The 18,430-nt window shown below is 66.6% G+C and carries 18 protein-coding genes; 2 read left to right on the top strand and 16 right to left on the bottom strand.

The window, feature by feature from the left end:
- Positions 1-7: 7 nt before the first annotated feature.
- Positions 8-940 carry an FAD-binding protein gene (locus tag ROZ00_03825; GenBank protein ID MDT3735339.1) on the bottom strand — a complete coding sequence of 311 codons (933 nt, stop codon included), beginning with the start codon at positions 938-940 and terminating at the stop codon, positions 8-10.
- A complete protein-coding gene (locus ROZ00_03820; protein ID MDT3735338.1) occupies positions 940-1,689 on the bottom strand; it encodes an electron transfer flavoprotein subunit beta/FixA family protein in 750 nt (249 codons plus the stop codon). The genes ROZ00_03825 and ROZ00_03820 overlap by 1 nt, the downstream gene beginning before the upstream one ends.
- Before the next feature lie 188 nt (positions 1,690-1,877).
- Between ROZ00_03820 and ROZ00_03815 the strand changes: the two genes are divergently transcribed.
- The gene (locus tag ROZ00_03815; GenBank protein ID MDT3735337.1) at positions 1,878-2,447 is read left to right on the top strand and encodes a TetR/AcrR family transcriptional regulator; all 570 of its coding nucleotides are present in this window, start codon (positions 1,878-1,880) and stop codon (positions 2,445-2,447) included.
- Here the strand turns inward: ROZ00_03815 and ROZ00_03810 are convergent, their stop codons facing one another.
- From ROZ00_03810 to ppx, 12 genes are all read right to left on the bottom strand, one after another.
- Positions 2,448-3,380: a branched-chain amino acid ABC transporter permease gene (locus ROZ00_03810; protein MDT3735336.1), complete on the bottom strand. Its 933-nt coding sequence runs from the start codon at positions 3,378-3,380 to the stop codon at positions 2,448-2,450. It lies immediately after the preceding gene.
- Positions 3,377-4,264: a branched-chain amino acid ABC transporter permease gene (locus ROZ00_03805; GenBank protein MDT3735335.1), complete on the bottom strand. Its 888-nt coding sequence runs from the start codon at positions 4,262-4,264 to the stop codon at positions 3,377-3,379. Before ROZ00_03805 ends, ROZ00_03810 begins: the two co-directional genes overlap by 4 nt.
- 15 nt (positions 4,265-4,279) lie before the next feature.
- The gene (locus ROZ00_03800; GenBank protein MDT3735334.1) at positions 4,280-5,512 is read right to left on the bottom strand and encodes an ABC transporter substrate-binding protein; all 1,233 of its coding nucleotides are present in this window, start codon (positions 5,510-5,512) and stop codon (positions 4,280-4,282) included.
- A 20-nt stretch (positions 5,513-5,532) separates the two neighbouring features.
- A complete protein-coding gene (locus ROZ00_03795) occupies positions 5,533-6,240 on the bottom strand; it encodes an ABC transporter ATP-binding protein (protein ID MDT3735333.1) in 708 nt (235 codons plus the stop codon).
- Entirely contained in the window at positions 6,240-6,992 is a 753-nt protein-coding gene (locus ROZ00_03790; protein ID MDT3735332.1) for an ABC transporter ATP-binding protein, read from the bottom strand. The genes ROZ00_03795 and ROZ00_03790 overlap by 1 nt, the downstream gene beginning before the upstream one ends.
- A gap of 66 nt (positions 6,993-7,058) precedes the next feature.
- Positions 7,059-7,862 carry an enoyl-CoA hydratase gene (locus tag ROZ00_03785; protein MDT3735331.1) on the bottom strand — a complete coding sequence of 268 codons (804 nt, stop codon included), beginning with the start codon at positions 7,860-7,862 and terminating at the stop codon, positions 7,059-7,061.
- Positions 7,863-7,872: 10 nt separating this feature from the next.
- On the bottom strand, positions 7,873-9,513 hold the full coding sequence (locus ROZ00_03780) for an acyl-CoA synthetase (protein MDT3735330.1): 1,641 nt from the start codon (positions 9,511-9,513) through the stop codon (positions 7,873-7,875).
- 42 nt (positions 9,514-9,555) lie between these two features.
- Positions 9,556-10,164 carry an ABC-type transport auxiliary lipoprotein family protein gene (locus tag ROZ00_03775; protein MDT3735329.1) on the bottom strand — a complete coding sequence of 203 codons (609 nt, stop codon included), beginning with the start codon at positions 10,162-10,164 and terminating at the stop codon, positions 9,556-9,558.
- Between the two features lie 8 nt (positions 10,165-10,172).
- The gene (locus tag ROZ00_03770; protein MDT3735328.1) at positions 10,173-11,090 is read right to left on the bottom strand and encodes an MlaD family protein; all 918 of its coding nucleotides are present in this window, start codon (positions 11,088-11,090) and stop codon (positions 10,173-10,175) included.
- 1 nt (position 11,091) lies between these two features.
- Positions 11,092-11,910, bottom strand: a complete 819-nt coding sequence (locus ROZ00_03765) for an ATP-binding cassette domain-containing protein (protein ID MDT3735327.1) — start codon at positions 11,908-11,910, stop codon at positions 11,092-11,094.
- Positions 11,907-13,031 (bottom strand): ABC transporter permease, encoded by a 1,125-nt coding sequence (locus tag ROZ00_03760; GenBank protein ID MDT3735326.1) that lies wholly within the window; start codon positions 13,029-13,031, stop codon positions 11,907-11,909. Before ROZ00_03760 ends, ROZ00_03765 begins: the two co-directional genes overlap by 4 nt.
- A gap of 57 nt (positions 13,032-13,088) precedes the next feature.
- Positions 13,089-14,603, bottom strand: a complete 1,515-nt coding sequence (gene ppx / locus ROZ00_03755) for an exopolyphosphatase (protein ID MDT3735325.1) — start codon at positions 14,601-14,603, stop codon at positions 13,089-13,091.
- Between the two features lie 98 nt (positions 14,604-14,701).
- Between ppx and ppk1 the strand changes: the two genes are divergently transcribed.
- Entirely contained in the window at positions 14,702-16,816 is a 2,115-nt protein-coding gene (gene ppk1, locus ROZ00_03750) for a polyphosphate kinase 1 (GenBank protein ID MDT3735324.1), read from the top strand.
- A gap of 13 nt (positions 16,817-16,829) precedes the next feature.
- Here the strand turns inward: ppk1 and ROZ00_03745 are convergent, their stop codons facing one another.
- Complete coding sequence (locus tag ROZ00_03745; protein ID MDT3735323.1) at positions 16,830-17,204, bottom strand: hypothetical protein; 375 nt, start codon at positions 17,202-17,204, stop codon at positions 16,830-16,832.
- Between the two features lie 126 nt (positions 17,205-17,330).
- On the bottom strand, positions 17,331-18,410 hold the full coding sequence (gene zapE / locus ROZ00_03740) for a cell division protein ZapE (protein ID MDT3735322.1): 1,080 nt from the start codon (positions 18,408-18,410) through the stop codon (positions 17,331-17,333).
- Positions 18,411-18,430 lie beyond the last annotated feature (20 nt).

Below are 18,430 nucleotides of genomic sequence, written 5' to 3'. Positions count from 1 at the left end.
CGCGGAATCAGCCCAGTTCGGCCACCAGTTCCGGCACGGCCTGGAACAGGTCGGCCACCAGGCCGTAATCGGCCACCTGGAAGATCGGCGCTTCGGGGTCCTTGTTGATGGCGACGATCACCTTGCTGTCCTTCATGCCGGCCAGGTGCTGAATGGCGCCCGAGATGCCGACGGCGATGTACAGCTCGGGGGCAACGATCTTGCCGGTCTGGCCGACCTGGTAGTCGTTCGGCACGAAGCCGGCGTCGACCGCCGCGCGCGAGGCGCCGAGGGCCGCGCCGAGCTTGTCGGCCAGCGGCTCGAGCACGCTGCGGTAGTTCTCGCCGTTGCCCATGCCGCGGCCGCCGGAGACGATGATCTTGGCAGCACCCAGCTCGGGCCGCGCGCTCTTGGTAAGCTCGCGGCCGACCAGTTTCGAGACGCCGAGGTCGGCGCCCGCCGCTAGCGGTTCGACGGCGGCCGAGCCGCCCTTGCCGCAGGCCTCGAAGGCGGTGCCGCGCACGGTGATGACCTTGACGGCGTCGGCACTCTTCACCGTCGCCAGCGCGTTGCCGGCGTAGATCGGGCGCACGAAGGTGTCGGCGGACTCGACGGCGACGATGTCGGATATCTGCGCAACGTCGAGCAGCGCCGCCACGCGCGGCAGCAGATTCTTGCCGAAGGTAGAGGCCGGCGCCAGAATGTGGGTGTAGCCGGCGGCGTTGGCATGCACCAGCGCGGCCAGGTTCTCCGGCAGTTGGTCGGCGTAGGGGGCGGCGTCGGCGACGCTTACCTTGGCGACGCCGTCCAGTTGCGCGGCTTCCTGCACGGCGGCGGCGCAGCCTTGGCCGGCGACCAGCACATGGATCTCGCCGCCGAGCTTCTTCGCGGCAGTGAGGGTGTTCAGCGTCGCCGCCTTCAGCGTCGCGTTGTCGTGTTCGGCAATGACAAGGATGCTCATCAGATCACCTTCGCTTCATTCTTGAGTTTGTCGACCAGCTGCTTGACGTCGGCCACCTTGGTACCGCCGGCGCGCTTGGGCGGCTCGACCACCTTCAGCGTGGTCAGGCGCGGCGCCACGTCGACGCCGAGGTCGCCCGGCTTCAGGGTGTCGAGCGGCTTCTTCTTGGCCTTCATGATGTTCGGCAGCGTGGCGTAGCGCGGCTCGTTCAGGCGCAGGTCGGTGGTGACCACCGCCGGCAGCTTCAGCTCGACGGTCTCGAGACCGCCGTCGATCTCGCGCGTCACGGTCGCCTTGCCGTCGGCGATGACGACTTTCGAGGCGAAGGTCGCCTGCGGCCAGCCCATCAGGGCAGCGAACATCTGGCCGGTCTGGTTGGCATCGTCGTCGATGGCCTGCTTGCCGAAGATGACGACCTGCGGGCCCTCCTTCGCGGCCACCGCCTTCATCAGCTTGGCCACGGCGAGCGGCTGCAGTTCGACGTCGGTCTCGACCAGGATGGCGCGGTCGGCGCCGATGGCCAGCGCCGTGCGCAGGGTCTCCTGGCAGGCGGCGACGCCGCAGGACACCGCGACCACCTCGGTGGCGATGCCGGCTTCCTTGAGGCGGACGGCTTCCTCGACGGCAATCTCGTCGAAGGGGTTCATCGACATCTTGACGTTGGCGAGGTCCACGCCGGAACCGTCGCCCTTGACGCGTACCTTGACGTTGTAGTCAACCACGCGCTTGACCGGTACGAGGATCTTCAAACCTGTTCTCCTTTGCGTTAGTGCGAACGCCGCGCCCGGCGCGGCCCGCCTCTCCTCCGCCGGATTATGGCACCGCGCCGGGAGGTTTGACACGGCCGGCCGTTGCCGGCAGAATTCCTCCATACGCTACCGTATGGAAAGCGCTATCGTAGCGCAAGCTTCCGGTCTTTTCAATACGCCCGACGACAATGGCCAAACCCGAGCCGAACCGACAGCAGCTGGACCGCGCCGCCTGGATCAAGGCGGCGCTGGACATCCTCGCCGAGAAAGGCCTCGACGGCATCCGTGTCGAGGTGCTGGCCAAGCGCCTGAAGGTCACCAAGGGCAGCTTCTACTGGCACTTCAAGGACCGCCGCGACCTGCTCGACGCCGTGCTCGAGACCTGGAAGGAAGGGCGCATCCGCGACATCCAGAAACAGACGCGCGCCGTGCCCGGCGAGGAACTGCCGCGCGCCTACCACGTCATCGAGGTCTACAGCGCCAACCGCAACCGCAAGGGCATGCACATCGAGATGGCCATGCGCGACTGGGCGCGGCGCGACGCGGCCGCCGCCGCGGTGGTGGAGGAAGTCGACGCCGCCCGCCTGGAATTCGGCCGCCGGGGCTTCGAGGCGCGCGGCATGCCGCCGCGGGAGGCCTCCAGCCGCAGCCTGCTGCTCTACGCCTACGTGTTCGGCCTGAGCCTGATGAGTTGCGGCAAGTTCGATGCCGACATGGGTGAAATGAAGCGCTGGATCGCCGACAGAATAGCGCGCTAGCTAGCGCGTGCCGGTCATCCGCTTGTAGAGCGCGCCCAGCTCGCCGACTATGCCGCGGCGGAAGGCCAGCACGCAGACGACGAAGATCGCGCCCATGATGACGGTAACGAGCGAGCCGACCTTGTCGGCCAGTTCGTTCTGCAGGGTGACGATGGTGGCGGCGCCGACCACCGGACCGAACACCGTGCCCATGCCGCCCAGCAGCGTCATCAGGACCACCTCGCCCGAGGTGTGCCAGTGGGCGTCGGTCAGGGTGGCGAAACGGAACACCAGCGTCTTGGTGGCGCCGGCCAGCCCCGCCAGGCCGGCGGAGAGCACGAAGGCCAGCAGCTTGTACTTGGCCACGTCATAGCCAAGCGAGATGGCACGCGCCTCGTTCTCGCGGATCGCCTTCAGCACCTGCCCGAAGGGCGAATGGATGGTGCGGTGGATCAGCCAGAAGGCGAAGACGAAGATCGCCAGCACGAAGTAGTAGAGGTTGAAGTCGTCGGCAAGGTCGATCACGCCGAGCAGCTTGCCGCGCGGCACGTCCTGCAGCCCGTCCTCGCCGCCGGTAAACGGCGCCTGCAGGAAGAAGAAGTACATCATCTGCGCCAGCGCCAGGGTGATCATGGCGAAATAGATGCCCGAGCGGCGGATGGCCAGGCTGCCGATGACCCAGCCGAGGGCGGCGGCGGCCAGCGCGGCGAAGACCAGGCCGATTTCCGGCGGAAAGCCCCACACCTTGATGCTGTGCCCGGCGACATAGCCGGCGCTGCCGAGGAAGACGGCATGACCGAAGGAGAGCAGCCCAGTATAGCCGATCAGCAGGTTGAAGGCGCAGGCGAACAGGGCGAAGCACAGCACTTTCATCACCAGCACCGGATAGACGACGGCCGGCGCCACCAGCATCAGCGCCAGGAGAATACCGTAGCCGACGAGCTTGCGGTTCACTTCTCCCTCCCGAACAGTCCGGCCGGCCGCACCAGCAGGACGATGGCCATGATGATGAACACCACCGTCGACGATGCCTCCGGATAGAACACCTTGGTCAGTCCCTCGATCACGCCGAGGCCGAGGCCGGTGACGATGGAACCCAGGATGGAGCCCATGCCGCCGATCACCACCACCGCGAACACCACGATGATCAGGTTGGAGCCCATCAGCGGGCTCACCTGCATGGCCGGCGCCGCCAGCACGCCGGCGAAGCCGGCCAGCGCCACGCCGAAGCCGTAGGTCAGCATCACCATCAGCGGGACGTTGATGCCGAAGGCCTGGGTGAGCTGGGGGTTCTCCGTCGCCGCGCGCAGGTAGGCGCCGAGCGGCGTCTTCTCGATGACGAACCAGGTGGCGAAGCACACCAGCAGCGAGGCCAGGATGACCCAGGCGCGGTACTTGGGCAGGAACATGAAGCCGAGGTTGTAGGCGCCGGCGAACTCCTCCGGGATCGAATACGGCAGGCCGGAGACGCCGTAGAGGTCGCGGAACAGGCCCTCGAGGATCAGCGCCAGGCCGAAGGTGAGCAGCAGGCCGTAGAGATGGTCGAGCTTGTACAGCCACTGCAGCATGCTTCGTTCGATGATCACGCCTACGATGCCGACGCCCAGCGGCGCCAGCAGCAGCGACCACCAGTAGCCGATGCCGAAGTAATTGAGGCCCATCCAGGCCAGCATCGCCCCGGCCATGTACAGCGCGCCGTGGGCGAAGTTGATGATGTTGAGCATGCCGAAGATGACGGCCAGCCCCAGGCTCAGCATGGCGTAGAACGAGCCGTTGACCAGGCCCAGCATGAGCTGGCCCATGAAGGCCTGGATGGGGATGCCGAAGATCTCCGACACGCTCGGTGCCTCGGATTACTTTTTCACCAGCGGGCAGCGCGACAGCGACATCGGCTGGAAAGCCTCGTTGGCCGGGATCACCGCCTTGATGTGGTAGTAGTCCCACGGCTCCTTCGACTCGGCCGGCTTCTTCACCTCGACCAGGTACATGTCGTGCTCCATGCGGCCGTCCTCGCGGATCTTGCCGTTCTTGGCGAAGAAGTCGTTGATCGGCGTGGCCTTCATCTTCTTCATCACCGTGGGCGCGTCGTCGGTGCCGGTCGCCTGCACCGCCTTCAGGTAGGTCATCACGGCCGAATAGGTGCCGGCATGCAGCATCGACGGCATCTTCTTGTGCTTGCCGAAGAAGCGGCGGCTCCACTCGCGCGTCTCGTTGTTGAGGTTCCAGTAGAAGCCCTCTGTGAACATCATGCCCTGCGTGGTCGGCAGGCCGAGCGCGTGGATGTCGATGATGGTGGTGAGCAGGCCGACGATGGTCTGGCTCTTGGTCAGGCCGAACTCGTTGGCCGCCTTGATCGAGTTGATGGTGTCGCCGCCGGCATTGGCCAGGCCGACCACCTTCGCCTTCGAGGATTGCGCCTGCAGCAGGAAGGAGGAGAAGTCCGAGGCGTTGAGCGGATGGCGCACCGAGCCGAGCACCTTGCCGCCGGAAGCCTTGACCGCGTTGGTCGTGTCGGCCTCGAGCGAATGGCCGAAGGCATAGTCGGCCGTCAGGAAGAACCAGGTGTCCTTGCCCTGCTTGGTGACGGCCTTGCCCGGGCCGTTGGCCAGGGCATAGGTGTCATACACGTAATGCACCGTATTGGGCGAGCAGTCCTCGTTGGTGAGGCGGGTAGACGCTGCGCCCGTGTCGATGAGGATGCGGTTTTTTTCCTGCGTCACCTTGGAGACGGCCAGTGCCACGGCCGAGTTGAGCACGTCGGTAACCATGTCGACGCCCTGCGTGTCGTACCACTCGCGCACCTTGTTGGAGCCGACGTCGGCCTTGTTCTGGTGGTCGGCGTAGACCAGCTCGATCTTCCAGGACGGCTTGGCCTGCGCCTTGAAGTCCTCGACCGCCATCTGCGCGGCCGTCACCGAACCCTGTCCGCCCAGGTCCGAATACACGCCGGACATGTCGGTGAGGACGCCGATCTTCACCATGTCGCCGGACAGCTTCACCGCCGGCGCCTTCTGGGCAAAAGCCTGGCCTGCCGCCATGGACATCGCTGCGGCGCCGACCAAAGTACCGATCAATTTGCTTTTCATCTCTCTCTCCTCTTCGTTGGTTAAACCCCGAGATACTCGTGCAACAACGCCTGCTTCTCTTCCAGCTCGCCCTTATCGATTTCCGCCACGATGCGCCCGTGCTCGACGATGTACATGCGGTCGGCGAGCGGCGCGGCGAAGCGGAAGTTCTGTTCCACCAGGACGATGGTGAAGCCCTTCTCCTTGAGGCTGCGGATCACCTCGCCCAGCTTCTGCACGATGACCGGCGCCAGTCCCTCCGAAATCTCGTCGAGCAGCAGCAGTCGGGCCCCCGTGCGCAGGATGCGCGCCATGGCTAGCATCTGCTGCTCGCCGCCCGACAGCCGCGAGCCCTGGCTCTTCCGGCGCTCCTCCAGGTTGGGAAACATGCGGTAGATCTCCTCGACCGGCATGCCGCCGCTGCCTACCACGGGCGGCAGCATGAGGTTCTCCTCGGCCGACAGGCTGGCGTAGATGCCGCGCTCCTCCGGGCAATAGCCGACGCCCAAGTGGGCAATGCGGTGGCTCGGCCAGCCGATCACATCGCGGCCGTTCAGCATCACCGAGCCGGTGCGCTTGCCGGTCAGGCCGAGGATGGCTTTCAGCGTCGTCGTGCGTCCGGCGCCGTTGCGGCCGAGCAGGGTCACGCACTCGCCGCGGCTCACGCGGAAATCCATGCCGTGGAGGATGTGCGACTCGCCGTAGAAGGCATGCAGGTCGGTGACGCGAAGATATTCCGTCGCGCTCATCAGTGCGCCGTGCCCATGTAGGCTTCGATCACCGCCGGGTTCTTCGACACCTCGGCATAGGGGCCTTCCGCCAGCACGGCGCCGCGCGCCAGCACGGTGATGGTGTCGGAGATGTCGGCCACCACGCCCATGTTGTGCTCCACCATCAACACGGTGCGGTTGGCCGAGACCTTCTTGATGAGCTGCTTGACGAGATCGACGTCCTCGTGGCCCATGCCCTGGGTCGGCTCGTCGAGGAGCATCAACTCGGGCTCCAGCGCCAGGGTGGTAGCGATTTCCAGCGCACGCTTGCGGCCGTAGGGCAGTTCGACGGTGACCATGCCGGCGAAGGATTCCAGGCCAACCTGCGCGAGCAGTTCCATGGCACGGCCGTTCAGCCCATTCAGGCTCCTGTCGGAGCGCCAGAAATGGAAAGAGGTGCCGAGTTTCCTCTGTAGTGCGATGCGCACGTTCTCCAGCACGGTCAGGTGCGGGAAGACGGCGGAAATCTGGAAGGAGCGGACGATGCCGCGGCGGGCGATCTGCGCCGGCTTCTCGCCGGTAATGTCGATGCCGTTGAAGCTGATCGCGCCGCGCGTCGGCTCGAGGAACTTGGTCAGCAGGTTGAAGCAGGTGGTCTTGCCGGCGCCGTTCGGTCCGATCAGTGCGTGGATGTGCCCGCGCCTGACCTTCAGGCTGACGTCGTTGACGGCGATGAAACCCTTGAATTCCTTGACGAGGTTTCTTGTCTCGAGAATGCAGTCCTCTGCCACTCCACCCTCTGCCCCTGGCAGTTATTTTAGGTCTAAATTCATGATAACCGGATTCGCCCTGCCCGGCTACTTGCCCTTCCATTTCGGCATCGGCTGCTTGGCGATGAAGGCGTCGATGCCGATCTGGGCATCTTCGGCCATCATGTTGCAGGCCATGGTCTCGGCGGCCAACTGGTAGGCGCCGTCCAGCCCCATCTCCATCTGGCGGTAGAAGGCCTGCTTGCCCATCGCCACCGCCGCCGGCGACTTGGCGAGGATCGAATCGGTCAGCTTCTTCACCTCGGCGTCGAACTGGTCGGCCGGCACGACGCGGTTCACCAGGCCGCGCGCGAGCGCCGCCTGCGCGTCCATGAACTCGCCGGTCACCAGCATCTCGAAGGCCTGCTTGCGCGGCAGGTTGCGCGACAGCGGCACCGCCGGCGTGCTGCAGAACAGGCCGAGGTTCACGCCGGAGACGGCGAACTTCACCGTGTCGACCGCCACCGCCAGGTCGCACATGGCGACCAGCTGGCAGCCGGCGGCCACCGCCATGCCGTGCACCCGCGCGATCACCGGCTGCGGCAGCTCGACCAGCTTCATCATCATGCGGCCGCATTTCCTGAACAGCGCCTGCTGGTAGGCCTTGTCGGGATGCGAGCGCATCTCCTTCAGGTCGTGGCCGGCACAGAAAGCCTTGCCGGCCCCCGCCAGCACGACGACGCGCGCCGACGGGTCCTGGGCGATGGCATCCAGCGTCGCGTGCAATTCGTCGATCAGCGCGTCGGAAAGGGAATTGAACTGGCTCGGACGATTCAGCGTGAGCGTGGTGACGCCGTTGTCGTCGTTGCGCAGCAAAAGGGGCTCGTTGGGGGATGTCATGACAGCGCTCATATGCTTCTCCTTAATCGAAGGCCTGCGTCGATTTCGCCTTCTCGCGCAGGATGAATTTCTGGATCTTGCCGGTGGACGTCTTCGGCAGCGGGCAGAACACCACCTTCTTCGGCACCTTGAAGCGCGCCATGCGTTCGCGGCAGAAATCGATGAACTCGGCCTCCGTCGCCTGCGCGCCCTCCTTCAGCTCGATGAAGGCGCAGGGCACCTCGCCCCACTTCGGATCGGGGGTGGCCACCACCGCCGCCGCCAGCACCGCGGGATGGCGGTAGAGCACATCCTCCACCTCCACCGAGGAGATGTTCTCGCCGCCGGAAATGATGACGTCCTTGGAGCGGTCCTTGATCTTGACGTAGCCGTCGCCATGCAGCACGGCGAGGTCGCCGGAATGGTACCAGCCGCCGCGGAAGGCCTCCTCCGTCGCCTGCGGGTTCTTCAGGTAGCCCTTCATGGTGATATTGCCGCGGAACATGATCTCGCCGATGGCCTCGCCGTCGCGCGGCACCGGCTGCATCGTCTCCGGGTCCAGCACCGTGAGGCCTTCCTGCAGGTGGTAGCGCACGCCCTGGCGGCCGTTCAGGCGCACCTGCTCCTCGAGCGGCAGATCGCCCCATTCGGGGTGTCTGGCGCAGACCGAGGCCGGCCCGTAGGTCTCGGTAAGGCCGTAGACGTGTGTGATGTCGAAGCCGATCCGGTTCATGCCCTCGATCATCGAAGCCGGCGGCGGTGCCGCCGCCACCAGGGCGCTGACTTTATGCGCAATGCCCTCGCGCCACTCGGCCGGCGCATTGATCAGCATGGAGTGCACGATTGGCGCACCGCAATAGTGCGTCACCTTGTGTTCGCGGATGGCGTCGAGGATGGCCTTCGCTTCGACGCGGCGCAGGCAGACGCTGGTGCCGGCATTGGCCGCCATGGTCCATGGGAAGCACCAGCCGTTGCAGTGGAACATCGGCAGCGTCCACAGGTACACCGCGTGCGGCGGCATGCCCCAGGAAACGATGTTCGAGACGGCATTGAGGTAGGCGCCGCGATGGTGGTAGACGACGCCTTTCGGGTTGCCGGTGGTGCCGGAGGTGTAGTTGAGCGAAATGGCGTCCCACTCGTCGCCCGGCCCCTGCCAGACGAATTGCGGATCGCCGCCAGCGAGGAATGCCTCGTAGTCGATGCTGCCGACGCGCTCGCCCGGCCCGGCATACTCGGAGTCGTCCACGTCGATCACCAGCATGTCGCGCCCGGCCTGCGCCAGCGCCTTCGCAATCGTCGACGAGAATTCGCGGTCGGTGATCAGCGCCTTCGCCTCGCCGTGGTTGAGCATGAAGGCGATCGCATCGGCATCCAGCCGGGTGTTCAGGGTGTTGAGCACGGCGCCGGCCATCGGCACGCCGAAATGGCATTCCAGCATTTCCGGCGTGTTGGAGAGCATCGCGGCGACGGTGTCGTTCTTGCCGATGCCGCGTGCCGCCAGGGCGGCGGCCAGACGGCGGCAGCGGGCGTAGGTCTCGTCCCAGGCATAGCGTCGCATGCCGTGGATGGCGGAAGTGCGCTGCGGATAGACCGCCGCCGTCCGTTCGATGAACGAGAGCGGCGACAGCGGCGTGTAGTTGGCCGCGTTCTTGTCGAGGCCGATGGTGTAGGGATTCGCCGGCATGATTTCTTTCCGTCTGTCGGGCTGCCGGCCCCCCAGGGCGATCTAGCTGCGGCAGCGCTGGGCGATATTCAATCCCGAGCCCGCCGACCGGTCAAGCCCGCCGAGCCAGTCGTGCAGTTCGGCGGACAACGTCTCGACGGCTCCGGACAGCGCCGCCGCCCCACCGCCCGCATCGGCGCTGGCGGCCGGATGCGACAGGCTGAAGCTGCGCCGCGCCAGGATTTCGCCGCCGGTGGGCGCAACCAGCTGCACCCGCACTTCAAGCACGGCGCGGCTGGCCTTGGCCGAATCGAAGACCTGGGCGAACTCGTCGAGGTCCACGCGCAGGCGGCAGGCGCCGCTCGCCGCGCCGGAAAGCATGCGCTTGCGCAGGGCATGGCCGACCAGTTCCGCCGGCGGCGCCACCCAGCGGCTCTCGGCATAGCTCTGCCGCCGCTGGTTGGCCGCATAAAGGAGGCGGTACTGCATGGCCGAGGAATCCAGCCAGGACACGGCGAAGACGTCGATGCTGCGCAGGCTGGCGACGATGCGGTTGTTCGGCGCCGGCTGCACCGCGCCCAGGTCGTAGCTGGCGACATTCGATACGGACTTGGCACCGCCGCCGCAGCCGGCCAGCAGCGCGACGGAAAGCAGCAGGAGCATTTTTCGCATGTGTGTCCTCATTGCACGGCAAAGCCCGCTTCGCCGGGCCCGGGGCGGCGCGCCTCACGGCCGAATATCAGCATGTTGGGGGATTCCTCGATCTGATCGAGCAGGCGCGACATCTGGCGGGAGCTGACCGACAGCTCCTGCAGGAGGACGTTCAGGCGCGGCAGCGTGGTCTGCGAGATCTCGCCGCCCGACTCGCCCAGCAGGACATCGAGCTTCTTCGACACGCTCTGCATGCTGGCAACGAGCGGCGCCGCATCGCCGCTGACCTTCTCCAGGTTGGCGAGCGTCATGCTCAGCTTCTTCATGTTCTCCTCGTTGAGCGCCTGTTTGAGCGAGGCCATCACCTGCGGCAGGTCCTTCATGCTGCCGGAGAGCCCCGCCGAGGCGGTCTCGACGTTGGCCAGCGTCTGGCTGATGCGCTTGACGTTCTGCTCGGACAGCAGGGCGTTGGTGCGGTCGGCCACCTGTCGCATCTGCACCATCAGGGCGGAAGCGTTCTCGCCCAGGCTGTCCATGAAGTTCGGCTGCAGGGCGATGCGCGGCAGCTCGTCGTCGGTGCCGGTCAGCGGCTCGGGGTTCTCTCCCTTGTCCTCGAGGAGGACGGAGGCGAGGCCGGTGACGCCCTGGTAGTTGAGGCGCGCCGTCGTGCCCTTGGTCACCGGCAGGTCGGCGTTGACGCTGATGGTGATGAGGATGTTGCGCGGATCCTTCGGATCGAGCTCGATATCCTGCACCTTGCCGGCGCGGATGCCGCGAAAGCGCACCTGGGCCTGGGTGTTGAGGCCGCTGACGCTGCCCTTCGTCACCAGAATGTATTCGCTGGTGGCCTCCCGCTGGCCCGACAGCCAGAAGACGGCGAAGGCGCAGGCCAGACCGAGCACCAGTGTGAAGATTCCGGCGGCAAGCGCGTGAGCCCGGCTTTCCATTTTATGCGAGTTCCTCGGAGATGCGGCTCTGCAACGCCCGCTGAGCCCGGTCGCAGCAGAAGAAATTTCTTATGAAGGGGTGATCGACCTTCGTGATCTCGTCGATCGTGCCCAGCGCGAGTATACGCTGTTCGGCCAACACCGCAACGCGGGTGGCCATGCCGGCCAGGGTGTCGAGATCGTGCGTCACCAGCACCACCGTCAGTCCCAGTTGCCGGTGCAGGCTGTTGATCAGGCGCACAAAGGATTCGCTGCGGTCGGGGTCGAGGCCGGCGGTCGGCTCGTCGAGCAGCAGCAGCTCCGGCTCCAGGGAAAGGGCGCGCGCCAGGGCAACGCGCTTGATCATGCCGCCGGAAAGCTCGGAGGGCATCAGCCAGGCATGGCGCGGCAGCAGCTCGACCATCGAGAGCTTGAGCATCACCAGGTCGTGGATCAGCGCCTCGTCGACGACCCCCAGCTCGCGCAGCGGGAAGGCGATGTTCTGGAAGACCGTAAAGGCGGAATACAGCGCGCCATACTGGAACAGCATGCCGAAGCGGCGGCGCAGATTGCGCTCCTGCACCGCATCGCCGGTGAACAGCGGCTCCCCGAAGAGGCGGATCTGCCCCTGGGTCGGATGCAGCAGGCCGATCATCTGCCGCAGCAGCGTGGTCTTGCCGCTACCCGAGCCGCCCACCAGCGCCATCACCTCGCCCTTCTCGATGACGAGGTTGAGGTCGCGGTGCACCCAGTGCTCGCCGAAGCGGGTGGACAGGTGCTCGACTTCGATCACCGGAGTCGTCCCCGCCCTCGGGGCGGGGGATGGGGGGTAGGCTGTCATGTCGGCATGCCGATGCTGCGCGTGGCGATGGCAAAAACGGCGTCGACCAGGATCACGACGGTGATCGAGCTCACCACGGAAGCGGTGGTGTTCGACGACAGGCTTTCCGTGTTCGGCCGCACGCGAAGTCCGAAATGGCAGGCCACCAGCGCAACGAAGATGCCGAAGGTCACGCCCTTGGCCAGCGCAATGTACAGGTTGGCCACCGGCACCACCTTGGGCAGGGTCTCGATGAAGAAGCCGTAGGAGATGTCGAGCTGGAACTGGGCCGAGACCATGCCGCCCATGAGGGCGATGGCGCTGGTCCACAGCACCAGCAGCGGCATCGCCAGCGCCAGCGCGGCGACCTTCGGGAAGACCAGTCGCAGGCTGCGCGAGACGCCCATCGTCGCCAGCGCGTCGATCTCCTCGGTGACGCGCATTACGCCGAGCTGCGCCGTCATGGCCGAGCCGGAGCGTCCCGCCACCAGCACCGCCACCAGCACCGGCCCGAGTTCCCGGATGATGCCCATGCCGAGGATGTTCACGATGAAGATGTCGGCGCCAAAGTTCTTCAACTGCAGCGCCGACAGGTAGGACAGCACGATGCCGATGAGGAAGCCGACCAGCGCCGTGACCGGCATGGCGCGCACGCCGCTCTTGTACAGGTTGGCCGAGGTCTCGCGCCAGGGACCCTCGCGCGGGGCGCGCGCGACGTTGCCGATGTCGAGGATGAGCTGGCCGATCAGGCCGGTGAAATCGGCGATGTGCCGCCACAGGCGCAGGCTGAGGCTGCCGACGGCGACGACCCACTCCCAGGGCAGCTCCGGCTCCGGCCCGGTTTCCTTCAGCTTGCTTGAAGCGTAGAGGCGCGCGAAGACCGGCTCCAGGTCGTCGCGCGTGGCCAGGTTGTCCGGAAAGCGGTGTCCCCAGGCGCGCCAGAGCATCATGGCGCCGACGGAATCCAGCGAGCTGATGTCGCGGATGTCCCAGACGAGGCTGCGGTCCGCCGCCCGCTCAGCCAGCTCCGCGGCCAGGGCGGCATAGCGCGGCGCCAGCGCCATCAGGCGCCATTCGCCCGCCAGGCGCAAGCAGCGCCGGCCTTCGGCATCCGTCTCGAGCGCGATGCTTGTCCCGCTCACCCTGTCCCCCTTGTTGTTGGTTCGAGCCCGTCCGCCTTTTGGCGGCATGACGCGGCATTATGCCGCAGCTTGGGATTTGCCGCGCCCGGCCTTGATCCTGAGTTCCATGCCGAGGCCGGCCCACTGCCGGCCCTCCTCCTCCAGCGCCGCCGCGGACAGCGGCGAGGCGGCCAGCCAGTGCGGATCGACGCCGACGCCGAAGCCCCGCTCGTTGCGCTTCACGCCGATGGCCGGCAGCGGCGCATCGTCGCGCGAACGGTGCAGCAGCACGGCCAGGCGCAGGCTGAAGATCAGCAGCCAGTCGGCACTGTCCGGCATGATCTCCTGCACCCGCTCCAGCTTGCCGCGGTGGGCCAGCACGATGCGCGACAGGCGCGCCTGGTCCATTTTCGAGAAGCCCGGCATGTCGGCATTGGCGAGGATGTAGGCGCTGTGCTTGTGGTAGCTCGAATGCGCCACCGAAATGCCGATTTCGTGCATCAGGGCCGCCCAGTCGAGCACCTGCACATCGGGCTGCTCCTCGGCCGCCGCCTCCGGCAGCATCTGCAGCAGGAAGCCGCGTGCCGTTGCCGCCACCCGTGCCGCCTGGCTGGCGTCGACCTGGTAGCGGCGCATGAACTGCTGCACCGTGGCATTGCGCAGGTCCTGATGGTGGTAGCGGCCAAGCAGGTCGTAGAGCACGCCGAGGCGCAACGCCCCTTCGGAGAAGGTCATGCGCTCAAGACCGAATTCCTTGAACACCGCCAGCATGATGGCCAGCCCGCCCGGCAGCACCGGGATGCGGTCCGGCCGCAGGCCCTGCAAAGTCAGTTTCCCCAGATCGCCGGCATGCAGCAGGTGGGCGCGCAGGCGCTCCAGCCCGTCGCGCGTGATGCCGGCTTCCCCCGCCTGGGATAAGCCGTTCATCTCGAGGATGTCGGCGAGCGCCTTGGCGGTGCCGCTGGAGCCGACCGCCTCCTCCCAGCCGGTCTTCTTGTACTGGCGCACGATGGCCTGCAGCTCCTTGCGCGCCGCCAGCTCCGCCGCCTTCATGCCGGACTTCTCGATGCGGCCGCGCGGGAAATACTGCAGGCTGAAGCCGACGCAGCCCATGTAGAGCGATTCCAGCTCGATCGGCTCGATGTTGCGGCCGATGATGAACTCCGTCGAGCCGCCGCCGATATCGACCACCAGCTGCTGGGTGCGCGGGTTGGGCAGGGAATGGGCGACACCGAGGTAGATCAGGCGCGCCTCCTCGCGACCGGCGATGATCTCGATGGGGAAACCGAGCGCCGCCTCGGCCTGGGCGAGGAACTGCGGGGCGTTCTTCGCCACGCGCAGGGCGTTGGTCGCCACCGCCCGCACGGCGCCGGCATCGAAACCGCGCAGGCGCTCGCCGAAGCGGCGCAGTGCCTCGATGGCGCGCAGCTGAGAGGGGCCGTCGAGGATCTTTTGCGCGGTCAGGCCGGCCGCCAGTCGCACCGGTTCCTTGAGCGAGTCGAGCGGGTAGATCTGGTCGTCCACCACGCGGCCCACCTGCAGACGGAAGCTGTTGGAGCCCAGATCGACGGCGGCGACGAGTTCGTATCCCATCGCCGGATTTTACCCCCTGCCCCCTGTCACAAGGCCGTCACATCCCCGTCATATCCTGCGGCTTGAACATATTAGAAATTCCTGATTCAATGGAAATAATGAACAAGGCATCAAGCGCCAAGCGCTTCCCCGCCGAGCATTTCCTCAACCGGGAACTCTCCCTGCTCGCCTTCAACCGCCGCGTCCTCGGCCAGGCGGCCGATGCCGGCGTGCCTCTGCTCGAGCGCCTGCGCTTCCTGTGCATCGTCTCGAGCAACCTCGACGAGTTCTTCGAGATCCGCGTCGCCGGCCTGAAGGAACAGATCAAGCTCGGCGCCGTCGCCCCCGGCCCCGACGGCCTCACCCCGCACGAGGCCTTCCGCCTCGTCGCCGCCCAGGCCCACGACCTCGTCGAGGAGCAGTACGCCCTGCTCAACGACGCCATGCTGCCGGCGCTGGACAAGCAGGGCATCCGCTTCCTCAAGCGCACCACCTGGAACGAGGCGCAGACGGCGTGGATCCGCGACTACTTCTTCCGCGAAGTGATGCCGGTGCTGACGCCGATCGGCCTCGACCCGGCCCACCCCTTCCCGCGCGTGCTGAACAAGAGCCTGAACTTCGCCATCGAGCTGGCGGGCAAGGATGCCTTCGGCCGCAGCTCCGGCGCGGCCATCGTGCAGGCGCCGCGCGTGCTGCCGCGCGTGATCCGGCTGCCGGAGGCGGTCGCCGGCGCGCCCTGCAGCTTCGTCTTCCTCTCCTCGGTGCTGCACGCCAACGTCGGCGAACTGTTCTCCGGCATGAACGTGCTCGGCTGCTACCAGTTCCGCGTCACGCGCAACAGCGACCTGTGGGTGGACGAGGAGGAGATCAAGAACCTTCGCCTCGCCCTGCAGGGCGAGCTGCCGCAGCGCCACTTCGGCGACGCCGTGCGCCTGGAGGTCGCCGACAGCTGTTCGGAGGTGATGACCGACTTCCTGTTGCAGCAGTTCGCGCTGGGCTACGACGACCTCTACCGCGTGCCGGGCATCGTGAACCTGGTGCGCCTGATGACGGTGCCCGACCTGGTCGACCGCCCCGACCTGAAATACCCGCCCTTCCAGCCCGGCCTGCCCAAGGTGCTGGCCAAGAACTACGACGTCTTTGCCAGCATCCGCAAGCAGGACGTGCTGCTGCACCACCCCTTCCAGTCCTTCAGTCCGGTGGTCGAGTTCCTCGAGCAGGCGGTGGACGACACCGCGGTGGTCGCCATCAAGATGACCGTGTATCGCACCGGCACCGACTCCATCCTCATGGAGCTGCTGATGCGCGCCGCGCGCCAGGGCAAGGAGGTCACGGTGGTGGTCGAGCTGATGGCGCGCTTCGACGAGGAGGCCAACATCAACTGGGCCTCGCGCCTTGAGGAGGTCGGCGCGCACGTGGTCTATGGCGTGTTCGGCTACAAGACCCACGCCAAGATGCTGATGGTGGTGCGGCGCGAGGACGGGGACGAGTTTGGCAAAGGCGGCAGCGCCCTGCGCCGCTACGTGCACCTCGGCACCGGCAACTACCACCCGCGCACCGCCCGGCTGTACACCGACTTCGGCCTGCTCAGCTGCAACGAGGCGCTGTGCGCCGACGTGAACGAGGTCTTCAAGCAGCTCACCGGCCTCGGCAAGGCGAGCAAGCTCAACCACCTGCTGCTGGCGCCGTTCACCCTGCACGAGGCCATGCTGGCCGCCATCCGCAATGAAGCCGCCAACGCCCGCACCGGCAAGCGCGTGCGCATCATCGCCAAGATGAACGCGCTGCTCGAACCGGAGATCATCGAGGCGCTCTACGACGCCTCGCAGGCCGGCGTCACGATCGACCTCATTGTCCGCGGCGCCTGCGCCCTGCGGCCGGGCGTCGAAGGGCTGTCGGACAACATCAGCGTGCGTTCCGTCATCGGCCGCTTCCTCGAGCACACGCGGGTGTTCTACTTCTACGCCGGCGGCGAGCAGAAGATGTACCTCTCCAGCGCCGACTGGATGGAACGCAACTTCTTCCGCCGCATCGAGCTGTGCTTCCCGGTGCTGGAGCCCAAGCTCAAGCGCCGCATCCTCAAGGAAGGCCTGATGCCCTACCTGGCCGACAACAGCCAGGCCTGGGAGATGGACGGTGCGGGCGCGTACCGCCGCCGCAAGTCGCGCAAGAAACGCTTTTCCGCCCAGGAGTCGCTGCTGGCGGAACTGCCGGCCGCGCCGGTCAAGGACTGATGCGCCGGAACAACTAGGCGGAATACGCCGGGACGTGCATCCAGCACCAGCCCTCCGGCCGCTCCATGTCCTTCCAGTAGATCGTCTGCAGATACTCCCAGTCGCCGCGTTTCGAGGCCAGTTCGGCCATCGCGGAAAGATATTCGTCGTACTGGGCAGGCGTCATCGCGACTTCCACGGCCATGTCGTCACGCCAGAAGGCGAGCGGCCGATAGTCGCGCTGCTCGCAGAACTCCAGCGCGCACAGAACATTTCCGCCCAGCGCCTCGCGGCGGACAACCACCGCGTCGGGATGCGCGTCGAACAGCCGGGAGAACCGCTCCAGCCGGTCGTGTATCAGGGATTTCGCGGCGGCCTTGGCGGGCCGCTCGGCAAGCATCGTCGTCATCGTCCGCCTCGTCTAGTCTGCATTCGAGCGCACAGCCTAGGCCGGCAAGATGACGCAATGATGAACGGGCCGCCCCGCCGGGAAAGTCAGTCTGCGTGACACGGCGCCGCGGCAGGCGCGGGGAGCCTACTGTTCCGCCCGGTGCTGCGCGCCGAGGTATTCGCGCGTGCGCATTTCGATCAGGCGGCTGACGGTGCGGTGGAACTCGCCGGACTGCGGACCTTCGCGGTAGAGCTCGGCGGCCTCGCACTCGGCCGTCATGACGAGCTTGACCTTATGGTCGTAGAAGACGTCCACCAGCCAGGTGAAGCGGCGCGCCTCGTTGGCCTGTTCGCGCGTCATGCGCGGCACGCCGGAGAGGAAGACGGTGTGGTAGCGGCGGGCGATCTCGAGGTAGTCGTTCTGCGAGCGCGGCCCCATGCACAGCGTGGCGAAGTCGAACCAGATGACGCCGATGGCGCGGCGCTCGACCGGCAGTTCGCGCTCAAGGATGTTCACCGGCCGCTGGTGGCCCTCGCCGCCGGAGATCTCGCGGAAGGCGGCCTCCATCTTCGCTTCCCCTTCGGCGTCGGCCGGGACGTGGTAGACCTCGACTTTTTCCAGCGCGCGCAAGCGGTAGTCGATGCCGCCGTCGACTTCCAGTACGTCGAGCCGCTCCTTCAGCAGCCGGATGGTGGGCAGGAAGTTGTGCCGCTGCAGGCCGTTCGGGTAGAGCCCGTCGGGCGGGTAGTTCGAGGTCAGGCAGAACACCACGCCGCGCTCGAAGAGGGCCTCCATCAGGCGGCCGAGGATCATGGCGTCGGCGATGTCGGAGACGTGGAACTCGTCGAAGCACATCAGCCGCGTCTCGCGGGCAATGCGCTCGGCGACCTTGAGCAGCGGGTCCGCCTCGTTCTTCAGCGCGCGCAGGCGCTCGTGCACCTCGCGCATGAAGGCGTGGAAGTGCACGCGCCGCTTGCGCTGGTAGGGCACGGTGTCGAAGAAGCAGTCCATCAGCAGGCTCTTGCCGCGCCCGACGCCGCCCCAGAGGTACACGCCGCGCGGAATCGGCGGGTTGATGACGAGTTTGCGCAGTTTGGTGCGGCGCTTGTGCTTGAAGGCGACGAGTTCGTCGTAGAGGCGCTGCAGGCGCTCGGCGGCGGCCTGCTGGGCGTCGTCGGGGATGATGTGGCGCGACTGGAACTGGGCGTCCAGGGCGCGCAGCATGCCTTGCTGGGGAAGACGCG

The sequence above is a fragment of the Denitratisoma sp. genome, assembly GCA_032027165.1.
GTDB lineage: Bacteria > Pseudomonadota > Gammaproteobacteria > Burkholderiales > Rhodocyclaceae > Desulfobacillus.
This window is presented reverse-complemented; position numbering and strand designations above follow the sequence as displayed.